The sequence below is a fragment of the Ruegeria marisrubri genome (genome assembly GCF_001507595.1).
In the GTDB taxonomy this organism is placed as follows: Bacteria; Pseudomonadota; Alphaproteobacteria; order Rhodobacterales; family Rhodobacteraceae; genus Ruegeria; species Ruegeria marisrubri.
Genome location: NZ_LQBQ01000001.1, coordinates 365,569 through 389,620, shown reverse-complemented (window position 1 = coordinate 389,620; position 24,052 = coordinate 365,569). Strand labels below are relative to the sequence as shown.

Here is a 24,052-nt window from a genome sequence, read left to right as displayed (position 1 = left end):
CATGGCCGAGGCACCGAAATCGCGCACCGTCCGAGACCGGTTCAAAGGCTTTCTGAACCGGGTGCGGACGCGCGTGCCGCCGGGGTTGCGGCTGGTGCTGGGGCTGCTGCTGATATTGGGCGGAACCCTCGGGTTCCTGCCCATTCTCGGCTTCTGGATGATTCCGCTGGGCATCGCGGTCGCCGCCATCGACATCGAACTGTATCGGCGCTGGCGGCGGCGCCAGAAACCCAAGTAGCGCCTATTTCAACTGACTGTCCTTGGACCCACGCCGGTTGATGCCCGCGCGCGGTTTGAAGGCCGCATCCCTCTCCTGCTGACAGTCGATGCACAGTTTGACGCCCGGCAGCGCCACCCGCCGCGCCTCGGGGATCGGCTCTTCGCATTCGGCGCAATGGGTCAGGCTCTCTCCCACCTGGCGCTTGTTTGCCTTCAGGCGCGCCAGTTCATCATTGATCGTCGCTTCTATCTGTTCGCTCACCGCGCCATCACGCGCCCAGCCGCCGGCCATCTCTGATCCTCCTGTTCAGGCGACACAGGATAATACGCCCGACAAACCTTGCAAACCGCAATCGAAACGACGCCAAGTCAGCCTTCCCACAGCTGACACATTTCGTAGTCTGCAACGCAAAAGGGGAGGAATGAACATGTACAGACTTCTAATCTGGCTGACCCGGCTGGTGCTGATCGCACTGGTCGTCGGCGCCGTGGTCTTCTTCGGCTTCCTGCCGCCTTATGTCGAAGACACCCGCAACAACGTGATCGATCACGAACCCTACCCGGTTTCGGATGAGGCCGCGGCCCTGCACGAGACCCTGATCGTCGGAGACCTGCACGCCGACCCGCTGCTGTGGAGCCGCGACCTGACCGAACGCGGCACCCGCGGGCAGGTGGACATCCCGCGCCTGATCGAGGGCAACGTGGCTCTTCAGGTCTTCACCGCCGTGACCAAGTCCCCGGCCGGCCAGAACTATGACAGCAACTCGGCCGACGCCTTCGACAACATCACCCTGCTTGCGGTCGGGCAACTCTGGCCCCCACGCACCTGGAACAGCCTGCGCGAACGGGCGATCTATCAGGCGGAGAAACTGCACGACTTCGAGGCCAAATCGAACGGACGCCTCAAGATCATCAAATCCGCGGCCGATCTCGAAACGGTGCTGCAGGCCAAGGCGCGCGGCGAAGACGTGGTCGGCGGCATCCTCGGTATCGAGGGCGGCCACCCGCTGGAAGGCGACATCGCCAATCTCGACCCGATCTTCGACGCAGGCCACCGGGTCTTCGGCCTGCAGCACTTCTTCGACAACGAACTGGGCGGCTCGCTGCATGGCCAGGCCAATTCCGGCCTGACCGAATTCGGCCGCGCGGTCGTGGCGGAACTGGCAAAAAAGCCCGTCGTGATCGACCTCGCGCATTCCAGCCCTCAGGTTGCCCGCGACGTTCTGGCCATGACCGACATTCCCCTGATCGTCAGCCATGGCGGCCTGCACGGCCACTGCCCGGTCAAGCGCAACTTCCCCGACGACCTGATGCAGGAGATCGCGGCCACCGGCGGTGTCATCGGCATGGGATACTGGGCCGACGTGACCTGCGGCGACATCACGCCCAAGGGAATCGCGAAAATGATCAAGGCCGCCATCGAGACCGTAGGCGAGGATCACGTCTCGCTCGGTTCCGACTATGACGGCTCGGTGGAAACCGCCTTCGACACGTCGGAACTTGCCGCGCTGACGTCGGCGCTTCTCGACGAAGGGCTGACCGAGGCGCAGATCCGCAAGGTCATGGGCGAGAACATGGTGCGCGTCCTGCGCGCCAGGCTGAACTGAGCCATCTTCATCTTTTCAAAAATACTCCGGGGAGCGCGAGGGGCTGGCCCCTCGCATACACCATGAAAAAGCCCCGCCCGGTCCAAACCGAGCGGGGCCAATCAAATCGATGCTTTCCCGGTCACGCCGTTGCCAGCATACCCTTCTCGCGGGCCAGATCGCGCATCTTCTTCTGCAGCTTCTCGAACGCCCGCACCTCGATCTGGCGGATCCGTTCCCGGCTGACATTGTATTGACCGCTCAACTCTTCCAGCGTGACAGGCTGATCCATCAGGCGCCGCTGGGTCAGGATGTCCTTCTCCCGGTCGTTGAGCACGTCCAGAGCCTCGGCCAGCAGTTCCCGCCGCGCTTCCAACTCGTCGCGCTTTTCATAGTCGCTGGCCTGGTCGGCATCTTCATCCTCCAGCCAGTCCTGCCACTGCATCGTGCTGTCCCCGTCCGAGCCGACCGTCGCGTTGAGCGACGCGTCCCCACCCGACATGCGGCGGTTCATGCTGATCACTTCATCTTCGGTCACGCCCAGATCTTCGGCGATCTTCTTGACGTTCTCGGGGCGCAGGTCGCCCTCTTCCAAAGCACCGATACGCGCCTTGGCCTTGCGCAGGTTGAAGAACAGCTTCTTCTGCGCCGAGGTCGTGCCCAGCTTCACCAGCGACCACGACCGCAGGATGTATTCCTGGATCGACGCGCGGATCCACCACATCGCATAAGTCGCCAGACGGAAACCCTTTTCCGGGTCGAACCGCTTGACGGCCTGCATCAGGCCAACGTTTGCTTCCGAGATCACTTCGGCCTGCGGCAATCCGTATCCGCGGTAACCCATGGCAATCTTGGCCGCCAGACGCAGGTGCGACGTCACCAACTTATGCGCCGCCTCGGTGTCCTGCTCTTCGACCCAGCGCTTGGCCAGCATGTATTCCTCTTCCGGCTCGAGCAGAGGAAACTTGCGGATTTCCTGCATATAGCGGTTCAATCCGCCTTCCGGCGTCGGTGCAGGGAGGTTCGCATAGTTTGCCATGTACCGTAGTACCTCCGTGAAATGTTTATCCCTTTAACATAGGATATGGGTCACCCATGTTTCCCTTTCAAGGGCAGGGAGTAACAGTCTGATATTAAGCTTTCATAAAGAAAAGGTAAGAATGCATTCATCACGCTGAATTGCATTTCATGACAGCGGGTTCCGCAAGGCGGAAATCAGGTCTTCCATATCCTTGGGCAACGGCGCCTCGAACCGCAGGCGTTCGCCGCTGATCGGGTGAACGAACCCAAGCACCGCCGCATGCAGCGCCTGCCGAGGAAAGGCGCGCACGGCCTCGGCGGCCTCTCCGCTGATCGCCCGCTGCGGCAGCTTCCGCTTTCCGCCATAGACCGGATCCCCCACCAGCCCGTGCCCGGCATGGGCCATGTGCACGCGGATCTGATGCGTGCGCCCGGTTTCCAGCCAGCATTCCAGCAGGGCCAGCACCGCCGGAGTGCCGAAGGTCTCGACCACCCGCGCCCGCGTCACCGCGTGGCGACCGCCGTGAAACAGAACCGCCTGCCGCTGCCGGTCGGTCTTGTGACGGGCCAGTTGCGTGGTCAGGCGCAGGATATTGCCGGCCTCGAAACTCACCCCCCTGATCCCGCGCAGGCGCGGATCGTTGGCATCCGGCACGCCGTAGCAGACCGCGCGGTAGTATCGCTCGACGCTATGCGCTTCAAACTGTTCCGCCAAGCCCTGATGCGCCGCGTCTGATTTGGCCACGACCAGCAGGCCGCTGGTATCCTTGTCGATCCGGTGCACGATGCCAGGGCGCTTGACGCCGCCGACGCCCGACAGGTCGTTCCCGCAATGGTGCAGCAGCGCGTTGACCAGCGTTCCGCTGGGAGAGCCCGGCGCCGGATGCACCACCATGCCGGCCGGCTTGTTGATGACGATCAGGTCGGAGTCTTCAAAGACGACATCCAAGGGAATCGCCTCGGCGCCGATATGGCTGTCCTCGGCCTCTTCTACCGAGATCACGACCTGCGCCCCCTCGGCCACCCGCGCCTTGGCGTCGGTGACGACCTGACCGTCGATCGAGACCGCACCGCTTTCGATCAGCCGCGCCAGGCGGGTGCGCGACAGGCTCGCCTCTTCTGGCACATCCCGCGAAAGCGCCTTATCAAGGCGGGGCGGCGGCGCGGCCGCGATTTCGAACTCAACCAGGCGAGTGCCCATGACTGTCCCTTCCGAACCCCAAGAACCGCAGGAAACGCCACAGCTGAAGCTGCTCAGGCGCATGGTCATGGCATTGACCGCGGTGATGATTGGCGGCGTTCTAGTGACATTCGCACTGATTGTCATCCGTCTGTCGGACCGCACCCCCACCCTGCCCGACCAGATCGAGCTGCCGGGCGGCGCAAAGGCGCAGGCGCTGACCATCGGCAACAACTGGTATGCCGTTGTTACCGACGACAACCGCGTCCTGATTTTCGACAAGACCACGGGGCGGCTGCGGCAGGAGATCGAGGTCGAGTGATCTCACCCAGCCCGGAGCCGGGCATGATGTTCGCGAAAGATCTTCGCCGCCCGAATCGACGTCCACTCAAGAAGAGTCGTCCGCCGAACGCAGAGCCGTCTGGCGGAGCAATGCCATCCGGAACACGATCTCGCAGGCGCGGTGAAAGGCTTCGGCCTCTTCCGGTGAGTCGCGGCGGAAGGCGCGTTCTTCCTCGGAAAGCGCAACCGGCCGAAACAGGGTGTCCCGGTCAGGAAAGAACTCATTCGCAAAGGCCGCATCCGAGGCCGCCAGATAGTCGTCCAGCCATGCCCTTTCATCAGCTTCCAGCACGTCACGGCGGCGCAGCATGACAGGGCCCGTCACGGCCTGCCGGCGCAACCGGCGGCTTTCCTTCTTGCCCATGGCCCGCGTCACGATGCCGAAGGCTTCGCTCGCCACACGCGACAAGGACGGGTTGGCAGGCATGTCGGTTGAAACGCCATCAGGGATGGCCACTCCCATCCTGTCGAAGAAATCGTCGATCACATTGCCGTTGCGCATCTGACGCCGGTCATAAAGGCGCGGTTCGATGGCTGCCCCCGGAAAGGCCGCGCGGATCTGCTCCACGCGCCCCGAGAAATTGTGCCGTTCAGGGGCCGCCTCGATCTCCTCCAGCCGCTGCCGGACATATCCCGTGGCGCCACCCTGTATCCGGCCGTTCTTGGCCCGTTGCTTGTAGTCCGCTTCGAAAAAGTCCGAGTACCTGCGGCAATAGAAGGTGATCTTCACCTCATCTGCGGGAATGTCGGCGAAGACTTCCGCGAGGCGTACCATGTCGACCGTGTAGAACATCTCGGAAGAGACAAGACAGGTCTTGTCGCGATGGGCGGCGTATTCTTCGGCCAGGGCTTTCCGGAACTCATCGAGATTGCCGTGCCTTTGGTTCATCCCGAACACGATCCGGTTGTGGCTGATGGGCAGATTGCCCGCACCATCAGGGCGGCGGCGTCCGGCCTCCATGTAGCGCAACCCGATCTCCGGCAGCACCCGTCGATTTCCGCGCAGGAAACCCTGCAGTGCCGTGGTCCCAGTTTTGGGCATTCCTATGTGTAGCCAGAGCATGGAAATCCTTCGCCAAGCACCCGTTTCCGCAGCCTTTCTGTCGCAGTATCAGTCAAACAAAGCAAGGATGTCGCCAAGCTGACGGGCGATTTCAGCCGGCGCTGTGCGAGCGCGTACTTCTCGCATTGTATCCAGTCCGCGCGCCCATTCCGGCCCGCCAAAAAGCTCACGAGCCTTTTCAATGGCTTCGTTGATTGACGCTTCCGACAGGTCATCGATCAAGAATGGGTAATCCTCTCCCAGATAGGCGACGGCGTCATCGACTTGTCGGTTGACCAAAACATTGGCTCCCACAGCTGCGGCGTTGAACCCCTTTGTGAAAGGTTTGGCCAGACGCTCGGCTACTGCTGGCCGACCTGCCGGAGCCCGGACGCAATAGTGCATTGGGCATCTTTGCATCCCCTCGACCACAGAGGCAAAGTTCTCGTCCCGACCATAGTCCGGAGAAAGTATTCTGGTAGCCAAAGAAGACGCCAGGACCGTGTTCGAGGGCTTTCCGAAATATCCGATGCTGAAACGCTCTGCTCCTCGCGCCAATGGGCTGAGGCGGGGATCCGCATGGTGCGCCAAATGCTTGATTTCGATACCGGCAGGCAGGTCCGAGTGCCCCGCCAGGGTTTTCTCCAATATTTCCTTCCCCCGAAACGACGCGGCGATATGGACATCAACGAGGCCAAAGGTTTCGTTTGACGCGGGAACATCAAGGTGATCAATACAGAGGCCGCGAACCCGTGCGCGCAATATTTCAAGCGCACGGGGTGTCAGCGAGGCCGCAGCATTTTTCAACAGGATGACCACAGCGCCTTGCAGACTCTGTGCAAATCGGCGTTGTCGTACTGGGAAACGCCTCGGTGGCGGAGCCAAAACCTCGAAATGGTAGCGATCACCCAAATGCCGCTGCGCTATTGCCGCAAGCTGGTCGCATCGCATGATCTTGCCGCCGAAGTTCGCGTGACCCGGGCGGTGCAAAAAGACTACGCGTGTCATTCTCTTCCCGTTTCACTTCTCAGCCTGTCGATGTGAATCTTTTCCCCGCGAAATCCCGGCAGCCGACCGCACAACCGTTGCAAGGACTACTCCTTTCTCTTCAACTCCAATTCGGCAATCAGCGCGCGCGCCATGCGCCGGCCAACTTTGCGCCCGTCAAACAGGGCCGGCACGGGATGCTGGGCGCGTATGGGGGACATGTGGAAGCGATAGAAACCCTCGTAAAACTTGAAGTTTGTCTCACACAGCAGCAGCCGCCCCGATTGGGCACAGGGCAAAATATCATGCGCAAACAGCCCCACGCCCAACGCCTTTTTGACACCCAACGCGATTTCCTGGATCTGGGCCAGATTTGGCCTGACAAGCCTTTCGTGGAAGTGCCGGATCAAACCAGCATCCACAGGAGTGTTGCGCGTTCGCACGTTCGGCTCATCACTGGCCCGCACCCAAGAGAACAACACCTGCCCGCCGATCGCCTGAGCGCGAATGCAAACATGCCAGAGCTTCCCGTCATATTCGTGCCGACAATCGACATACTCGGTGTTGTAGCGCGAGGTGTCGATTTCGTCGGCCCGCTTGATCAGTTGCACCGGAACATGCGCGTCGCTGACTGCGTTGGAAAAGACGGTGTCGAACCTGTCGCCGACCCGAACGAGGGTCGGCATGGGCACGCCGGCCGCCGTCAGAACCTGGTTCTGCCGGACTTTGTTGCCGACGATTTGCCCCTGCTCGACCGAGTGCAGCAGCTTGTGACCCAAAGCTTGCATTTCTCTTTCACGGGCGCGCAACCAACCGACCTTGTTGTTCTGAACGACGAAAAGCTCGTTGTAGTGAAGCAGAACGTAACTTTGGGGATCTTCAGTCGGGCCTTGCTCCATGAGTTCCGAGAAATGCAGGATTTCGGAGGGCACGCCGAGTTTCGTCAAGGTGCGCGCCAGTCGGCTGATAATGTTGCGCGATCCCTTTCCGGTCGCGACAACACCCGGCTCATCAAAATCAACGATCTGGAACCGGGCCATCAGGTGCCTTCCCTGGTGGGTTCGGATGTCATCTGCGCGAACAGTTCCGCTATGTCGGCCCTGGCGCGCAACTCCTCGATCTGCGCGCGATGATTGGCGCAGCAGGCGTGGTGAAGTCGGGCCGTCTCGGCATCGTCCATCAGCTCGTCGAAGATGGATTTCTTGCGCGGTGCGATCACGTCGATCGAACTGTCTTCGACCGCGTTCTGGTTCATCATGTTCCAGTATTCCAGCCCCAGGCTCTCTCCCAGGTGATGGGCGCGGCCGCGCATTTTCTTGACCAGATAGCTTTCGCAGGATTTCAGCGCATAGTGGTTGAGCTGGACCAGATCATAGCCGACCGAATCCCTGGCCGAGCGCCAGCTGCCTGTGAAATATCGCTCGGGCATCGGTTGCCCGGACCCGTTGTACCAGTGGCATTCGGCCATGCTGTCGACCAGAGGGCGCTTGGGTCGGTGCACGCCCAACGCGCTCCACAATCGGCGTTTGAACATGGTCTTGAGCCCCCAGGCCTGTGGCGGGCGGGGGCAGTGTTCGGGGGCGGCCATCCGGAACTGCTCGGACAGGAAGCGATCCTCGTAGGAAACGATCCCGGCATTTCCGAACAGGCGCCAGGTCATCGAGATCATTTGCGCCTGAGGCATCGCACGGGTCAGCGCCCGCAGAGTGTGGTCGCCGGACTTCACGTTGATATGCTCGTCGGCATCAATGACGATGACCCAGTCCTGCTCACGCGCCATGCCCATTTTCAGGAACCGTTTGTAGGCGCGCTTCTGTGGGCTGCTCTGGCGGCGCGAGGTGTTGTTCACATGGGTCAGAACGCCCCGCGCATCCAGCCTGTCCAGCAGCGCATCGGTGCCATCGGTGCAATCGTTGGTCATGACGACCATCTTGTCGATGCCGATCGCCAGATTGTGGGCCACCCATTCCAGAACGAACGGACCCTCGTTCTTCATCGGAGTGATACTGACGAACAACGGCTCTTCTTCGGACATGTTTCCCTTGCTTTCGATTGCGTTCAGCATGTGCTTGCCTTGGCACGCTCACTGAAAGGGTCGTGATGTGAAGGCGGCGCTTGGAACCTGCCTAACCCCAAACCGCGAAGATTTGAAAGTCAAACGGCGTTTCCGGTCACATTCCAGATGCCGGCCGTTGCGGAAATGCTTGGGCGGAACACGAGCGAGCAAATACTCCAAATGCTGCCCTGCTAGCGCGCCCGATCAATTCTGGCCAACTGATTGCTGAATCGCCGGAATGTTGGGCAAAGTTGTCTCGCGCGCTCCAGATACGGGCGCGCTTTCTGCTTTTCGCCGCGGCGCAGAAGGATTTGCCCCGCCGCGCCCTGTATGGCCGCGGTTCCGTCATCCAGATCCGCAGCCCGAAGGATCTGCGCCTCGCCCTGGTCCTGCGCGCCGTTCCGTTGCAGGAAACACCCGGACACGTAGGTAAGGAAAGGGTTGTCCGGGCTCAGGGCCAAGGCATCCCCGTGTGCATAGCGCGCCGCCGCGACATCGCCGTCCGCTTCAAGAAGGTCTGCCAATCTCTTGTGATACAGCGCCTTTTCCGGCCTCATTGCGATGACGTTCCGACATTCGTCAATGGCGCGCGCGGCAGAGATCTCGCCCTGCCGAAAGCCGAGCAACGCCGACAGGCTGCGGCAGCTGGGATGCTCGGGGTCGATTTCCTCGACGCGCTCAAGCCCTTCCCGCAGCCTGACCAGGCGGTCGCCGCTCTCCAACAAGCGCCGCGCCTTCTGATCCAGCGCCAGTTCATGCCAGTCCAGAAGCACCATGTCGAAATTGCAGGGTTGTCGGGCGATCACCTTCCATTGCACCAGATGCAGATTGCTGAATGGCGTGAAGCGCCGTTGCCGCAGCTGTTTCTGAAGATCCCAGTCCACAGGCGGGCAAAGGCGTTCTGCCAGCTGGCCACGATACAGGAGCCGCGATCCGAAGACGATCACGTCGGGGCGCATCGGCTTGGCCCAGAACGCCCGCAGAAACCAGCGACCGGCGGCCCACCGCTTGCGTCGTGCTCCTAGTATGGCCGCGAACAAGGCACACAGGGCGGCATGGTCCTCGGGCCAGAGATGCGGGTTTTCCAACCCCTGCCGCGCGAACTTCTCGGCCTCGCCCCAGTTTCCCAGATAGAAACCGTTCAATGCCTGCAACAACGGCAGGAACGCGTTGTCTGCGCCGGCTTCCAGAATCGGCTGGGCCAGCGCATGGGCATCCTCGCTGCGCCCTTCGGCATTGAGATACTGAGCCGCCTTGGAATAGATATGCGCCGCTTCGGATGGATTGAGAAACGCCTTCGGCCCTTCGCGCACGCGCTCGACCACCCGGTCGTTTGCCTCGCGGATTTCTTGTTCCGTCAGCACATCCCTGAAAACCAACCTTTGCCGACCCGAGATCCGTGCCGCCGCCATGGAGAATGCGGAGATGATGGGCGCGATGATCTGATCGGCCCGCGACATGGCATAAAGCTCCAGAAAGTCGCGCTGCGCCCGGGTCATTTGCGACAGGTCCACAATGTCCGACATCTGCAGCAGCTGCGGGTAGCGGGCCTGAAACCGCCGCAGCAATTCCGGCTGGTCCGAAAACATGATCGCGGGTTTTCCCGCCATCTTCTCAAGGTGGCGTTCGTAATACTCCTCGGGCTCGATCTTGGCCGGCCAGGTCGTGTGTTTCCAGGGCAGCCCATTCAGAATGTCGCCCCGGCGAATGTGATAGGCCGAAACCCCCTGCCCCGAAAGCCTGTCGTTCACCCGGTCCATGATCGCGCGCAGCGTCGGCGTGAAACCGATCCGGTCGATGAAGGCACGGTATCGCGGCCGGATCTCGTCGAGATCCTCCCACGGGAAGGCAAGCACCTCGAACCCTTCCTCGACGATCACGGCCTTGCCCGAGGCCAGGTGCGCGTTCAGGCGGTCAGGGGTCTTGTCATTCTGAAAACTCCAGATCGGCGCGGCGGTTTTGGCGAGTTCCTCGAATTCCGGGTCGGTCAGGAAATGCCGATCCATCCACGCCTGCGAAAAGAGTTCCTCGGGCTTGTCCAGTTCGGGCGCGTCTGCCCCTTGCGGAAACCAGTTCACCCGGTAGTCGGTGCCGAAATCCTCGGCCAGCCGGATGCAGGTCAGCATCATCAGCAGCCGCGCGCCCATACGGTCGCGCCGCTGCCCGATGAAAACGCCGCGCATTTGGCTCACGTTTTCGACCCGCCGGTTTCGGTCTCGGCCTGTTGCATGCGCGCGCGCCGCAAGGTCTTGAACCGACGGCGCGCCGCCTTGACGAGCGCCGGGTGCGCCTCACGGCCCCGCTCGTCGATCCCGCGCATGTACCAGGGCAGAGTGCGCCGGGCCCGGAACATCCGGTAATACTCGGCCTCGGTCAGCGTGCCGTCCATCGCCCCGATCATCAGCGGCTTGAGCAGCCCCAGCTTGCGCAGCATCGGTGCTGCGAAGTGATTGGAAAACCAGGTCTTGAGAAATATCGTGCTCGGCCCAGCAAGGCGCTGCGCGTGCAGTTTGTCAGGGGTGAAGAACGGGTCGAAAAGCACATAAAGCCGACCGACCGTGGCGACCGACTCGGCACAGTCCCCATAGGGCAGATCCCAATTCTGGATGCGGCCGAAATTGTACCGGCTTTCCCAAGGCACCAGCCTTTCATCCAGCGTCGATTGTGGGTTGAAGGCGATGACCGTCGCGCCCGGGATCAGAGGAGAGAACGCCAAGGCGCCGAACGCGCCCATCGACGAGCCGGTCAGCACCACCTGACCGAATTGTTCGAAGAAGCCCTCGTGCGACTTGGCTTCGAGGTAGTCGATGATTTCCTCGTCACGGAACCACGCCTTGGTCCGCGCGAAAATCCCCATATGCGACCAGTTGTGATCCCGGAAAAACTTCCACCCCCAGGGCTCGCGGGCGAATGACAGGTCGTTGACCACGCCGATATTGTCAAAGCTGATGACCAGCCGGTCGTTCGAGCGATGGTGAAAGCTGACCGCGTGGCGGTCGAGTTTTTGCAGAAACCCCCGGCCATCACCGCCTGGGTAAAGCTCGACGAACCACGGCGGCGCGGGGTCCGTCAGGATCCGTTCATACCCGGTCTTGCGATCGGGATGCTCGGGTTTGAGTTGGGTTTTGGACAGATCCTTGCTCATCGCCATCAGATCAGATTGTCGGCCAGCCAACTGCGGAACGCAACCCAGTCGGGGCGCAGCTTGATCTCGGCCACCTTGGCGCGGTGCCAGTCGCAGGCGCCTTGGTGAAGGCGCGCCAGTTCCGGGTCCGCTTTCAGTTCGGCGAGCAAGGGCGCGGCCCGCTCGGCCATGGGCTGGATGGAGGTATCGGCCTGCTTGTTGACGTTCATGTCGAGCCAATAGGACTGGCCCTGATCCACGCGGATATGGTTGGTCCGCCCCCGGTCCCGCTTGACCAGGAAGCCATCAAGAGAGCGGACCGAATAGTGATGCAGCCTCCCCAGCGAATGGTCAAAGCCGCGCCATGCCCGCCAGCCGACATCCGCCGCGGGAAAGAGGTTGCCGCCGGCATCCGACCACGCGATTTCGTGTTCCTTGCCCTCTTCCATGCCTTTCGGACGGTGCGGGCCGAACCGCGAGAACCTGCCATTGTTGCGAAACAGGGTCTTCAGCCCCGACGCGCGCCCCGAGTGATAGGGGAAATCATTGTCGCCCATGGTGAAGGCTTGGGTAACCGGGCGGTCTTCGAAGCTGATATTGCCCGAGCTTCCGAACAGCTTCCAGGCGAATGAGATGGCATCCACCTGGCGGCCTGCGCGCGCCTCGACCTCGGAAATCAGCGCCGGAAAGGTGCCGTCGCCGCAACGGATGTTCCAGAACTCATCCACATCCATGCACAACAGCCAGTCCGCGCTTTTGACCTTGGGCTGGCGCCGGGCGCGCCTCAGCATCTGGTGTTGCGGATTGCCGCCCTCGGCGACCTCGTTGGTGACGTGCGTGGCCAATCCGAGTTCCTGCAGCCGCCGCGCGATGTCGTCGGTGCCATCCTCGCAACTGTTGGTGAAGATGATGAAGTGGTCGACGCCGAGTGTCCTGTGGAAGGCCACCCACTCGAGCATGTAGGGCCCTTCGTTCTTCATCGTCGTGAAAACGGTAATCTTTTCAGTCACGCCTGCAGTTTCCCTGCCTTCTTTCCGACCTCTTCATACACAACTGGACACGGGCCCGCGAGACTTGATCTGCGCGGGATGCGCAGCTTCTGTTCAGCGTCGCTTTCGAAGTCGATTTTTCAACGTTTTGCACGATTGCAGCCTTGTCCGTCACTCCAGCTGGCGTCGCGCGACCCGCATTCCGTCAACGAGATTGGCGGACGGAAACAGAACCACCGTTTCACCGGGCTTCAACCCGCTCAACACCTGGGCATCCACCCCGTTGTTGCGGCCCAGCTCAATTCTGCGCAGGACGGCGCGGCCGTCTTCGACCGCGAAAACCGCCCAGTCGCTTCCCTGCCGGAACAGGGCGGCCGAGGGCACCACCACCGCATCATCCGCCTCCCAGACGATGATCCGCACCTCGACCCTGTAGCCATGCCCCAGCTCGCTGCGGTCCTCCTCGGGGCCGGTGAACTGGATCGTGGTTTCGACCCTTTGCTCCTCGACGCCCAAGGCCGAATATTTCGTGTAACCGTAGGGGTCGATCCGGCTGACGATGCCGGACAGGTCCTTCTGCCCGCCCCAGTTGGTGATGATCACCCGGTCGCCTTCGCTGACCTGCACCGCGTCCGAGGACAGCAGTTCGGCCACGACTTCGAGATCGCCATCGACATCCCCGATCTCGAGTATCGGCTCACCTGCCGGCAGCGTCGTTTCGCTTTTCTGGATGACTTTGAGGATCGTCCCGTCGATCGGGGCAAACAGCGGGATGCTGTGCGTCGGGCCTTCGCTTTCGGCCAAGGCGGCAGCCAGCGCCATGTCGTCGAACCCGATCAGTTGTGCCCGCGCCCTTGCCAGTTCGGCCTCGCGCATGGCGATGGCGGCCCGGACGGTGTCGAGATTGGCCCGCGCCACTTTCGCGGCCTGTTCTGCCCGTTCCAGGGTGACCTTGCTGGCGACGCCCCGCTCGACCAGCTTGCGGACCCGCTCCAGATCGCTTTGCGCGAATTCGTTCTTTGCCTCGGCTGCGTTGAGATCAGCATGGGCCACCTGCAGCGCGGCCTCGGCCGCGGTCACCGCCGCCAGGGCCTGTTCGCGGGTGCGCACATCCAGCGCCGAGGGGTTGGCCGGACGCATCCTTGCGACGACGGTTTCGCCGCCAACCACTTTTTCGCCCGGCAGAACGGTCACGCGCTGCAACTCTCCGGCGACGGGCGACGAGACGACATAGGGTTCCTTGACCCGCGTCCGGCCTTCTTCGTTGATCGTCACGATCATTTTTCCCTGGCGGACCTCTGCCATGTCCACCAGCGCCGGGCGCGGCCAGAACGCCGCCGCCAGAACGCCGGCGACCAGCACCGTCGCCGCTGCCGTCAGGATCATCCGGGAATTTTTCTTGTTGTTCGGCAAGAGGATCACTCCCTCGTTTTCAGGGCCAGAACCAGGTCTGACCTGTCAATGTCCCGTTTCACAGCCCAGCCCGACAGCAGCGCGGCCACGAGCACGACGACCATCGCCTGCCCGAAACTGGCAAAGCTGAAACTGGCCGGAATCTGGTAGAGATCTGTGCTGAACCCGGCCGAAATCGCGAAGGTCAGGCCGAACCCGCCCAACGCGCCCAGCGGCAGTGCCAGCAGGGTGACGACCGCCAGTTCCCCCAGCAGGACAAAGGCGATCTCGCCGCGCGTGAACCCCAGCACCCTGAGCCCGGCAAGATCCCGGGCACGCTCGGCCTGGGCCACCCGGGCGGCGTTGTAGATCACGCCGAAGGTAATGACCCCGGCGATCAGCGCCATGATGTAACGCATGGCCCCAGCGCCCTGATCCGTCATCCTCTGCAACGCCTCGCGGCTGTCGTTTTTGGGCGCGACCCCGGCAACCATCGGCATGTCCTTGAGTTCCCGGTAGATCTGCCCCGCATGTTCCGGGTCCATGCGCAAAAAGGCCCCGGACACCCGAAGAGGTTCCTTAAGGGCGCGGTTCAGTGCGGAAATCTCCATGTAGGCGGGCGAACCCATCAGGCTTTCGGCCACCGCGATCACCGGCAACTCCACCTTTGGGCGGCGGCCTTCGCGAACATCGACCGTCAGCCAGTCACCCGGTGCTATGGCGAGAATGCGGGCAAGCCCCGTGGACAGGATGATCCCGTCCCGGCGCAGCCGGATGGGCCGGGTGTCGGAGTCGACGGCGCGGTTCAGGCGCGGCTGTTCGACCATGCCGGTGATTGCCCCGCGGTAGCTGTTCCTGCCATGGCTGAGGATCGCGGGCACGATGCGAACCGGCTCGACCTCGATCACGCCGGTCATGGTTTCGATGTCGTGCAGGCTCTGCCGCTCGATCGGGTGGATGAAGCTGACGGTCACGTCGCTGCGGTCCGTCACGTCGAATGTCAGTTCGATCATCTCGTCAAAGCTTGTCAGGATCGCGGCCATTGCCGCCGACAGGGCCACCCCCGCCGCTATTCCGACGATGGCCCCGAACATGCGGACCGGTTGCCGGGTCATGCGGCGCAGAACCATGCGGGTCGGCTGATCGAGAAAGCCAGACAGTTTCTTCCCGAAATGCAGGGACCGGCTGTAATCCGGGGGCGGGGCCGCGCGCATCGCGACGGCGGGCGTCAGGGCAAAGACGCCGCGCAGGACGAACAGACCACCCGCCGAGGCCGCCAGAACGCTGGCGCCGATGCCGATGACGAAACTGGACGGCGCCAGCCGGAACACCAGGAACGGGAACTTGTAGTAGAGAAGATAGACATCGACCAATGCCCGACCTGCGGCGATCCCCAGCAAGGCCCCGAACACCGCCCCGCCCACCGCGATGACAAGGATCATCTGCAGGTAGTGAGAGCCAACCTCCCAGTTGGTATAGCCGAACGCCTTCATCAGGCCGATCTCTTCGCGCTCGGCCTGCAGCATGCGCGATATGACGATGTAGAGAAGGAACGCCGCCACCGCCATGAACACCGGGGGAACCGTGGCCGAGGTCTGTCTCAGCCCCTCGATCTCCTGCGCGATGTATTTGTCCGAGGGAAGATCCTCGAGCGCGTAGGCGCCGATGCCGCCGAACCGGTCCAGCAGGCGATCCACGGCCGAGATGACGGCGGCGGGCTCAGTGCCCCGGCTTAGCGAAATGAGCGCCTCGTTGAAGGCGCCGTCCATGTCGAACGCAGCCGAAAGCGCGGTTCGGCTCATCCACAGCACGGCGAACCGGCTGTCATCCGGGACGACCTCGCCGGGGGCGGTGGTATAGAGAAACTCGGGCGACATGGCGAAGCCGACGATATCGAAACTGCGCCTTGCGCCGTTCATCGTGACTTCGAGGCTTTCGCCGGGTTTCAATCCATGCGCCTTGGCGAAACTCTGCAGGATCACCACTTCGCCCGGCCGGTCGCCCGCGAACATGCGCCCGTCGGTGAGAAAGACATCGTTCAGGCGCGGCTGGCCGGAATCCGGCAGCGACACGGCCTGCGCCTGCAATGGAAGATCGATCCCCGGCAAGTCCACCAGGGCATTGCCGACGACCCGCGTCTGCACCGCCGCCACGCCGGGGATCCCGCGCAGATCGGCGGCCAGCCACTCGGGCGCGCGGGTGACGGGGGCGAACACATCGGCAAGGCGGTAGCGTTCGTAATAGGCGCGACGGGTCTCATCCAGGCTGGCGACAAGGCCGGTCTGCATAACCTGCATCAGCACACCGACGGCGATGACCAGCGCGATGGCGATGGCCTGCCCCTTGATGCGCCACAGATCGCGGCCAAGCTTTTTCGTCAGCGGAGACATCGCGCACCTACCATTCGATGTCCTCGGGCGTCAGCTTGGTTTCGTTCAGCCTGACCTCGATCACCGCGCCGTCACCGAACCGGATCACCCGGTCGGCCATCGCCGCCTGAGACGCCGCATGGGTCACGATCAGGACCGTCGCCCCCAGTTTCTCGTTCACATCCTTCAGGACCTTCAGAACGGATCGCCCCGTGGCGCTGTCCAGCGCGCCGGTCGGCTCGTCGCAGAACAGCACCTCGGGCTGCTTGGCCACCGCGCGGGCGATGGCAACACGCTGCTGCTCGCCGCCGGAAAGCTGCGCGGGGAAATGGTCGGCCCGGCTGGACAGCCCGACCAGATCCAACGCCATGTCGGGATCCATCGGGTTCCGGGCGATCTCGGTGACCAGTTCGACATTCTCGCGCGCAGTGAGGCTGGGCATCAGGTTGTAGAATTGAAAGACGAAACCGACATGGTCGCGCCGATACCGGGTCAGTTCCGTGTCGGTCATGGCAGACAGTTCCCGGTCGCGGAAAAAGACCTCGCCCTCGCTCGCCCGGTCCAGCCCGCCGAGAATGTTGAGCAGCGTGGACTTGCCGCTGCCCGAAGCGCCGAGCAACACCACGAACTCGCCCTCGGGAATTTCCAGATCGACGCCGCGCAGGGCGTGGACGGCGGCAGCCCCCTCACCATAGACCTTGCGCAAGTTCCTGGTGGTGAACGTGTTTTCTGTCACCAAAGCACCTTTGCGCCGATGCGAACAAACAGGCAAGCGCCGGCATCGGCAAACCGGCATTCCCGGAAACGCGCCCCGGGGCCTAGGTTATGCGCATCCTGAACCCTTCGGCAAGGTTGCAGGCACCCGGGGCAGCCCATCCAAGGGGTGCGTCCTGGATCTGGAAGGCCCGCCGGATCGCCCCCCCAGCCCGGTTCGGGCCGCCGACACAAAAACCGGGGCCACAAGCCCCGGTTGGTCGTGCAGGTCAGTATCGCCACCGGTCGTCCCGGCAGCCGTCATCCGGCCCTCTAGGTGCGGAAGACCCGATAGATCGCCGGGATCACCAGCACCGTCAGCAGCGTCGAGGACAAAAGCCCGAACAGCAGCGACAGCGCCAGCCCCTGGAAGATCGGGTCGGCCAGGATCACCACCGCGCCGATCATCGCCGCGACCGCGGTCAGCAGGATCGGCTTGAAGCGGATCGAGCCGGCCTCGATCAGGATGTCCACCTTGGATTTCCCCTCGGGGTCCGCATGCCGGATGAAATCGACCAGCAGGATCGAGTTCCGCACGATGATGCCCGCAAGGGCGATGAAGCCGATCATCGACGGCGCCGAGAACGGCGCGCCCCACCACCAGTGGCCCAGCATGATGCCGATGAAGGTCAGCGGCACCGGTGTCAGGACCACCAGCGGCAGTTTGAACGAGCCGAACTGTCCGACCACGAGGGCGTAGATCCCCAGCAGCGCCACGGCAAAGGCCGCGCCCATGTCGCGGAACGTGACCCAGGTCACCTCCCACTCGCCATCCCACAGCAAGGTGGGGTGCGCGTCGTCGTCGGGCTGGCCGTTGAAACGGATCTCGGGCTTGGTGCCCTCTTCCCATTCCATCTGCTCGATCAGGTCGGCAACCGCCAGCATGCCATAGACCGGCGACTCGAACTCCCCGGCCAGTTCGGCCTGCACCATCTCGGCGGCGCGACCGTTGCGACGGAAGACGGGATACGAGGCCTTCTCCTCGGTGATCTCGACCACGTCGCCCAGCTCGATCACGCCGCGCGACCCCGGCAGGGTGTTGGCGGGAACCGGCGTGGACAGGAACCGCTCGTCCATGACCCGGTCGGACTTGTCGCGCTCGACCACGATGGGCAGCGGCTGGCGCCCTTCGCCCCGGTGCGAATAGCCCACGGTGTTGCTGGTCCCCAGGATGGCGAGCGTGTCCAGCACGTCCTGCTCCTGCACGCCGAAATACTCCAGCTGATCGGTCGAGAGCGTCGCCCGCAGACGGCGAGGCTGAACCCCGAAGCTATCATCGACATCGACGACAAAGGGAACCTCTTCGAAGGCCTGTCGCACCTTGGCCGCAACCGCGCGCCGGGTTTCCCCGTCGGGGCCATAGATTTCGGCCAGCATCGTCGACAGCACCGGCGGCCCCGGAGGCGGCTCGACCGTCTTGAGGCTGGTGCCGGCAGGAACATCCAGTTGCGAGACCAGCTCGCGGATTTCCAGCGCGATCTCGTGGCTGGTCCGGTCGCGGTCATGCTTGGGCGCCAGGTTGATCTGCACGTCGCCCATATGCGGCATCTCGCGCAGGTAGTAGTGACGCACGAGGCCGTTGAAGTTGAACGGTGCGGCATCCGCGGCATGGGTCTGGACCGAGATCACTTCGGGCAGTTCCAGAACCGCGCGCGCCACATCCTGCGCGACCGCATCCGTCGCCTCTACCGACGACCCTTCGGGCAGGTCGATGACCACGGCCAGTTCCGACTTGTTGTCAAAGGGAAGCAGCTTGACCGTCACGTCCTTGGTATAGATCAGCCCCAGCGAGCCGAAGGACAGCACCGCCGTGACCAGAAGGAACAGCAGCGAACCTGTCTTGGTCTTCAACAGGGGCACGGCAACCATCCTGTAGATGCGCCCAAGCACGCCGCCCTGGCTGTCGCCTTCGTCACCATGGGCAGGCGCCTTGCCGGCGACCTTGATCATCAGCCAGGGCGTGATGATCACGGCCACGAAGAAGGAAAAGATCATGGCGGCCGACGCATTGGCCGGGATCGGGCTCATGTAGGGGCCCATCATGCCCGAGACGAACAGCATGGGCAGCAGCGCCGCAACCACGGTCAGAGTTGCGATGATGGTCGGGTTGCCCACTTCGGCGACCGCGTGGATCGCCTTGGCGACGCGGGTTCCCTTCTCGGGCAGCGCCCAGTGGCGGGCAATGTTCTCGATCACCACGATGGCGTCATCCACGAGGATACCGATCGAGAAGATCAGCGCGAACAGCGACACCCGGTTGAGCGTGTATCCCATGATCCATGCCGAAAAGAGCGTCAGCAGGATCGTCACCGGGATGACGATGGCCACCACGATGCTTTCCCGCCAGCCGATCGCGATCAGGACGAGGCCCACGATCGACACCGTTGCCAGCCCCAGGTGGAACAGCAGCTCGTTGGCCTTTTCGTTCGCCGTCTCGCCATAGTCGCGGGTGACCTCGACATGAACGCTGTCGGGGATCAGGTCGCCCTCAAGCTGGTGCACACGGTGCAGGATATGTTCGGCCACGACGACCGCGTTGGCCCCCGACCGCTTGGCCAGGGCCAGCGTGACGGCCGGGGTGCGGATGATTTCTCCATCCTCCCCGCGGGTGACGTTCGCCACGATCCGGTCGGAGGTGTCTGGAACAAAGCTGACATCGGCCACGTCGCGGACGTAGACCGGGCGGTTGTCCCGCGTGGTCAGCAGAAGATCCGCGATCTCTTTCGGCGCCTGCAGGGTTTCCCCGGCAACCAGCCTGATCTGCTCTGCGCCCTCGCGCAGCATACCCGTGGGGAACGAGCGGTTCGCCGCCTGCACCTTGTAGGCCAGCTGTTGCAGCGTCACGCCATAGAGCGCCAACCGGTCCGGGTCGGGCGCAATACGGATCGCGTCGTTGGCCTCGCCGACGATATAGGTCAGCCCGACCTCGTCGATCTTGGCGAGTTCCACCTGCAGTTCCCGTGCGATGCGGGTCAGGTCGCTTGAGGTGACGGTCTCGTCGCCCTCGGCCGGGGTCAGCGTCAGCGAAATGATTGCCACGTCGTCAATGCCGCGCCCGACGATCAGCGGGTCCCGAATACCGACCGGAATGCGATCCATGTTGGCGCGCACCTTGTCGTGAACCCGCAGGATCGCCGCGTCGGACGAGGTGCCGACGAGGAACCTGGCAGACACAAGCACATGGTCGTCATTCGTCGACGAGTAGATATGCTCGACGTCGTTGATGCCCTTGACGATCGTCTCGAGTGGTTCGGTGATCAGTTTCACCGCGTCCTCGGCCTTCAGCCCGGGGGCCTGCACATGGATATCGACCAGCGGAACGGAAATCTGCGGCTCTTCCTCGCGCGGCAGGGCACTGAGGGACACAAGCCCCATCGCCAAGGCCACGATGATCATCAAGGGCGTCAGCGCAGACTGGATGAAGGTGCGGGTCAGCCCCCCGGCGATCCCGAGCGGCACGTTTTCCTTGTCACTCATCGCCGATCACCACGGTATCGCCTTCGGCAAGGCCGCTCAGAACCTCGACCATTTCCTTGTTCTCGAAAGCGATCTCGCGCCCCGTCACCACGGTCCGCTCAACCGTTTCGCCACTGTCCAACCGGACCCGCACGAAATCGAGACCTCGGCGGCTGGTGACGGCATCGGCGGGAACCAGAATACCCGGCTGCTCGCCAACCGGCAGCCGAATGAGAACCCGCGCATTGACGTACCTGCTTTGCAGGCCTTCGACTTCGACATCGGCCGTCACCCGGCCATTCTCGATTTCGGGATAGAGCTTGACTATGCGGCCGGAACCGGGACCCTCGGCACCCTCGATCCGGATCTCGTCGCCCTCTTCCAGCGAAACCGCGTGTCGTTCAGGAACCGAGAGGCGCAGGTAAAGGCCACCACCACCAATTCTGGCGACTTCCTCGCCCGGAAGGACGACCGCCCCTTCGGTCACCGGCACCCTGAGCACAACGCCATCGAGCGGCGCCAGGATGGCCCCCTCCTGCGTGCGCTGCTCCATCACCTGCTTTTCGGCCGTGGTCGCGGCGATCTGGTTTTCCAGCACGTTGACGTTCGTGCGCAACAGGTCCAGCTGCTGGTTCGACATCACCCCGCGTTGGAACAGTTCCTCGCCCCGTTTCAACTCGGCGCGCGCGTTTTCGAGCTGCGCCTCCTGGGCCTCGATACGTCCGTTGATGGTCTGAATCTGGAACAGCAGCTTTTGGTCCTCGACCATGCCGATCCGTTGACCGCTTTTGACAGGGTCGCCCTCGCTGACCGTCAATTGGGTGATCGTTCCGCCAAGACGGGATCGCGCCGCGACCTGGTCGCGAGGCTCGATCTGTCCGAAAACCGCTTTCCATTCGGGAACGGATCCGACCTCGACCGGGAAAAGCTCGGCCGAAGCCGCAACGCCAGGAAGTATCGCAAGGCACATTGCGCCGAAGACTGTTCGTTTCATATCCTGAACTCGCCTTGTTGTATTGGCAGTAAGCAATTCGCCCCCTGTCTCCGGCCTTCAGCCCTGCAACGGCAAGTGCGACCAGACGGAACGTGCAGACAACCCGGGCAAAATTACCGCCCGGCGTTGCCGTGAAGCATCAGAACGCGGTGCCGCGCTCGAAGCCGAGCTTTCTGAAGAAGGCTGCGGCGGGGCAGAAACCGGTAATCGATGACTGGATCATGTTCACGCCAATGAAGACGGTGAACCACACGAACAAGGGTGAAACGAACGTTGTCAGAAGCACGCTCAGCAACACCATGAATCCGGCGAACATCATTACGACTCGATCAAGTGACATGACAGTTTCCTCCAAAATCTCCGGCCAACCAAGAATGGCCATGAGCCGCATATACGCCTCGTCACGCTTACATTCAATAGTCAGAATATGTTTTTCCGTCATTCCGGCATCGGAACCGGGCTGAGAATGCCACGCTTGAAGAAAAATTGCCATTCATGATAATCCTAGTACCTACTTATTGCGGCCATTCATTTTTCGGTTCCAAAGCTATTTCAGCTTGCAGGGTATAGTATGTATGACAGGTATGGCTCATTCAGGACGCTGCGCTCGGCGCAATCTACGACCGCCCTCGCGATATCCTTGTCATTTGCGGCGGTCTGCACGGTTTTCGTGATTTCGTATCTGCTCTTTGGGGAGCACATCGTTGCGACGTTGCATGAGTGGGAGTTCTGGCCTTCCCTGAAACACGGCTTTTCGGAAAACGGTTCGGTTCCGACGCCGGAGTTCTATGCCAGAGCGGTCGAACGCGCACTTGCCTATCTCGTCCTGATATCTGGCTTCTGCGTTTTCGTGAGCCTCGCTTTCCGCAGCCACGGCGACGGGATCGCGAGGGGTGACCGGTCAACACCCCGCCAACTGTCTCCGGCACTGCGCGACGCGTGGCTGCTTGCCGTCCTCATGGTCATAGCCGTGGCTCTCCGGCTTCCGGGTCTCAACCTCGGGCTGTGGCGGGATGAGGCCTCGACATTCTTCGAAGCATCGGCCGCCGACCCGGCAAGTGTCGTCGAGATCGTGAAATACGCCGAACTCAACCCGCCCGCCTATTACCTGATTACCCACTTCATGATCGGTATCTTCGGCACCGGGGAACTTGCGCTCAAGATTGCTCCTTTCCTTTTCGGCCTGTTGGCAATCCCGGCCAGCTACGCGCTTGGCAGAGTGGCAGGATCACGAGCGGCGGCTCTTTTTGCCGCAGCGCTGACCACGTTGTCCCCGGTCGGCATCTACTATGCGCAGGAAGCACGGCCCAACACGTTGGCCGCTTTGCTATCTTGTCTGGTGACGCTTTTCCTGTTGAAGAGTTTCGACAGCCGGCAACGCGGCGGATATCTCGTGGCCTTCGTTCTGTGCGCCAGCCTGCTCATCTATGTCCAGTACACCGGGCTGATGCTGCTCGTCTCTCTTGCGCTTGCTACGGCCGTGCTGGTTATCCTGCGTCGCCGAGAGATCCCGGCCCTGCCCTACGTGATTGCAGGAGTCGCGATATTCGCCCTCTATCTGCCCTGGATCCCGGTCTTCTTTGCCCATCTCGCCACGGGCACGCCTTGGACGCCAGAGAACGAATGGCTGGATCAGCCGCGCGCGGTTATCAAGAACGTCGCCTATATGTTGCCCTGGACCGGCGAAAAATCGATTCTTGCAAAGGCTACGCTCGGGATGGCGACGCTCATCGCCTTGGCGGTGCTCGTCTTCTCGGTTTTTCGCGTCTTTCGAAGCGACCGCAACACCGTTGCGGAGGACCGGGAGATCAGGGGGGCCTTCGTTCTTGGCACTGCCATCCTTGGGCCGGTGCTGCTGCTGGCCTGGCTCTCGCTCACCGGTCGCTACATGTTCTCGTTCATCCCGATCGCCAGCGCCTTTTTCGGCGTCTGGCTGGCCCGGGCCGGTCGGTTGGCCGAGGAACGCGGCTGGCGTTGGCTTCAGCCGCTTCCCGCCGGTCTTGCTGCCCTGTTCGTCTGGACGCTGGTTTACCTTTGGGATTTCGCGACGTTGGACCGCCTTCCGAAATCGGGGATCCCTGCCTTCGTGGCCGAGGCCGGCGTAGACCCGGATGACACCTTGTACCTTTTCAACCCGGATTTCCTTGCCCCCACCTTTGGCTATTACACGCGCGACCTGGACGTACCCATGTTCGGCTTTGCCCGGTTGCAAGACCCCCACATCTTCAAGCCTGCGGACTACGCTGAAATGTGGAATCGCGATGAGGCCGTCGAAGAAACGCTGGAACTGATACGCGCCAAGTCGCGGGAAGGATTCGAGCGCCTGGCGCTGGTCGAAGGGGGAAACTGCAAGGAATTGGAGGACAAGGGCCAAATGCGATACTCGCGGGTTTGGGAACTGCGCGCTGCGGTTGATGATGCGTATGCGCCGCTGACCACCACCTCCTACCCCGCGCGCAGCGAGTGCGTGGCGGTGACAATGTATGACCTGCAGACCCCCCGGTGAGGCTTTCCAACTGCCCGGGATAGGATTGGCGGATCAA

General features: G+C 62.5%; 21 protein-coding genes. 5 read left to right on the top strand and 16 right to left on the bottom strand.

The window, feature by feature from the left end; genetic code table 11:
• The first annotated feature begins 1 nt into the window (after position 1).
• Positions 2–238: a hypothetical protein gene (locus tag AVO45_RS01825; RefSeq protein ID WP_068343939.1), complete on the top strand. Its 237-nt coding sequence runs from the start codon at positions 2–4 to the stop codon at positions 236–238.
• A gap of 3 nt (positions 239–241) precedes the next feature.
• Here the strand turns inward: AVO45_RS01825 and AVO45_RS01820 are convergent, their stop codons facing one another.
• Complete coding sequence (locus tag AVO45_RS01820) at positions 242–511, bottom strand: DksA/TraR family C4-type zinc finger protein (protein ID WP_068343936.1); 270 nt, start codon at positions 509–511, stop codon at positions 242–244.
• A gap of 136 nt (positions 512–647) precedes the next feature.
• On the opposite strand from AVO45_RS01820, the gene AVO45_RS01815 reads away from it, so the two are divergent.
• On the top strand, positions 648–1,826 hold the full coding sequence (locus tag AVO45_RS01815) for a dipeptidase (RefSeq protein ID WP_068344678.1): 1,179 nt from the start codon (positions 648–650) through the stop codon (positions 1,824–1,826).
• Between the two features lie 121 nt (positions 1,827–1,947).
• On the opposite strand, the gene rpoH is transcribed toward AVO45_RS01815, so the two are convergent.
• Both rpoH and AVO45_RS01805 read right to left on the bottom strand, forming a co-directional pair.
• Positions 1,948–2,844, bottom strand: a complete 897-nt coding sequence (rpoH, locus tag AVO45_RS01810) for an RNA polymerase sigma factor RpoH (protein ID WP_068343932.1) — start codon at positions 2,842–2,844, stop codon at positions 1,948–1,950.
• Positions 2,845–2,991: 147 nt separating this feature from the next.
• Positions 2,992–4,026, bottom strand: coding sequence for an RluA family pseudouridine synthase (locus tag AVO45_RS01805; RefSeq protein ID WP_068343931.1), 1,035 nt, complete (start codon positions 4,024–4,026; stop codon positions 2,992–2,994).
• Here AVO45_RS01805 and AVO45_RS01800 point away from each other — a divergent pair.
• Entirely contained in the window at positions 4,025–4,327 is a 303-nt protein-coding gene (locus tag AVO45_RS01800; protein WP_068343929.1) for a DUF6476 family protein, read from the top strand. The two genes, AVO45_RS01805 and AVO45_RS01800, sit on opposite strands and share 2 nt — an antisense overlap.
• 66 nt (positions 4,328–4,393) lie before the next feature.
• On the opposite strand, the gene AVO45_RS01795 is transcribed toward AVO45_RS01800, so the two are convergent.
• Positions 4,394–5,389: a hypothetical protein gene (locus AVO45_RS01795; RefSeq protein WP_068343927.1), complete on the bottom strand. Its 996-nt coding sequence runs from the start codon at positions 5,387–5,389 to the stop codon at positions 4,394–4,396.
• Between the two features lie 69 nt (positions 5,390–5,458).
• Positions 5,459–6,208 carry a Rossmann-fold NAD(P)-binding domain-containing protein gene (locus AVO45_RS01790; RefSeq protein WP_068343925.1) on the bottom strand — a complete coding sequence of 250 codons (750 nt, stop codon included), beginning with the start codon at positions 6,206–6,208 and terminating at the stop codon, positions 5,459–5,461.
• Between the two features lie 75 nt (positions 6,209–6,283).
• Between AVO45_RS01790 and AVO45_RS19620 the strand changes: the two genes are divergently transcribed.
• A complete protein-coding gene (locus AVO45_RS19620; protein WP_157770081.1) occupies positions 6,284–6,433 on the top strand; it encodes a hypothetical protein in 150 nt (49 codons plus the stop codon).
• A gap of 50 nt (positions 6,434–6,483) precedes the next feature.
• On the opposite strand, the gene AVO45_RS01785 is transcribed toward AVO45_RS19620, so the two are convergent.
• The 11 genes from AVO45_RS01785 to AVO45_RS20170 all read right to left on the bottom strand — a co-directional run bounded on the left by AVO45_RS01785 (position 6,484) and on the right by AVO45_RS20170 (position 22,002).
• The gene (locus tag AVO45_RS01785) at positions 6,484–7,416 is read right to left on the bottom strand and encodes an ATP-grasp domain-containing protein (protein ID WP_068343923.1); all 933 of its coding nucleotides are present in this window, start codon (positions 7,414–7,416) and stop codon (positions 6,484–6,486) included.
• Complete coding sequence (locus AVO45_RS01780; protein ID WP_240482038.1) at positions 7,416–8,441, bottom strand: glycosyltransferase family 2 protein; 1,026 nt, start codon at positions 8,439–8,441, stop codon at positions 7,416–7,418. Before AVO45_RS01780 ends, AVO45_RS01785 begins: the two co-directional genes overlap by 1 nt.
• Before the next feature lie 182 nt (positions 8,442–8,623).
• A complete protein-coding gene (locus AVO45_RS01775; RefSeq protein ID WP_240482063.1) occupies positions 8,624–10,615 on the bottom strand; it encodes a hypothetical protein in 1,992 nt (663 codons plus the stop codon).
• A gap of 5 nt (positions 10,616–10,620) precedes the next feature.
• A complete protein-coding gene (locus AVO45_RS01770) occupies positions 10,621–11,577 on the bottom strand; it encodes a hypothetical protein (RefSeq protein ID WP_157770080.1) in 957 nt (318 codons plus the stop codon).
• A 5-nt stretch (positions 11,578–11,582) separates the two neighbouring features.
• Positions 11,583–12,566 (bottom strand): glycosyltransferase family 2 protein, encoded by a 984-nt coding sequence (locus tag AVO45_RS01765; RefSeq protein ID WP_068343915.1) that lies wholly within the window; start codon positions 12,564–12,566, stop codon positions 11,583–11,585.
• Between the two features lie 150 nt (positions 12,567–12,716).
• A complete protein-coding gene (locus AVO45_RS01760; protein ID WP_068344676.1) occupies positions 12,717–13,931 on the bottom strand; it encodes an efflux RND transporter periplasmic adaptor subunit in 1,215 nt (404 codons plus the stop codon).
• A 32-nt stretch (positions 13,932–13,963) separates the two neighbouring features.
• Positions 13,964–16,327, bottom strand: a complete 2,364-nt coding sequence (locus AVO45_RS01755; RefSeq protein WP_068343913.1) for an ABC transporter permease — start codon at positions 16,325–16,327, stop codon at positions 13,964–13,966.
• 7 nt (positions 16,328–16,334) lie between these two features.
• The gene (locus AVO45_RS01750) at positions 16,335–17,042 is read right to left on the bottom strand and encodes an ABC transporter ATP-binding protein (protein WP_068344675.1); all 708 of its coding nucleotides are present in this window, start codon (positions 17,040–17,042) and stop codon (positions 16,335–16,337) included.
• 290 nt (positions 17,043–17,332) lie between these two features.
• Positions 17,333–20,536, bottom strand: a complete 3,204-nt coding sequence (locus AVO45_RS01745; RefSeq protein WP_068343910.1) for an efflux RND transporter permease subunit — start codon at positions 20,534–20,536, stop codon at positions 17,333–17,335.
• Complete coding sequence (locus AVO45_RS01740) at positions 20,529–21,509, bottom strand: efflux RND transporter periplasmic adaptor subunit (RefSeq protein WP_068343908.1); 981 nt, start codon at positions 21,507–21,509, stop codon at positions 20,529–20,531. The genes AVO45_RS01745 and AVO45_RS01740 overlap by 8 nt, the downstream gene beginning before the upstream one ends.
• A gap of 139 nt (positions 21,510–21,648) precedes the next feature.
• Positions 21,649–22,002 carry a YgaP family membrane protein gene (locus AVO45_RS20170; protein WP_420819923.1) on the bottom strand — a complete coding sequence of 118 codons (354 nt, stop codon included), beginning with the start codon at positions 22,000–22,002 and terminating at the stop codon, positions 21,649–21,651.
• A 177-nt stretch (positions 22,003–22,179) separates the two neighbouring features.
• Here AVO45_RS20170 and AVO45_RS01730 point away from each other — a divergent pair, with 177 nt between their 5' ends.
• On the top strand, positions 22,180–24,015 hold the full coding sequence (locus AVO45_RS01730; protein ID WP_157770079.1) for a glycosyltransferase family 39 protein: 1,836 nt from the start codon (positions 22,180–22,182) through the stop codon (positions 24,013–24,015).
• Positions 24,016–24,052 lie beyond the last annotated feature (37 nt).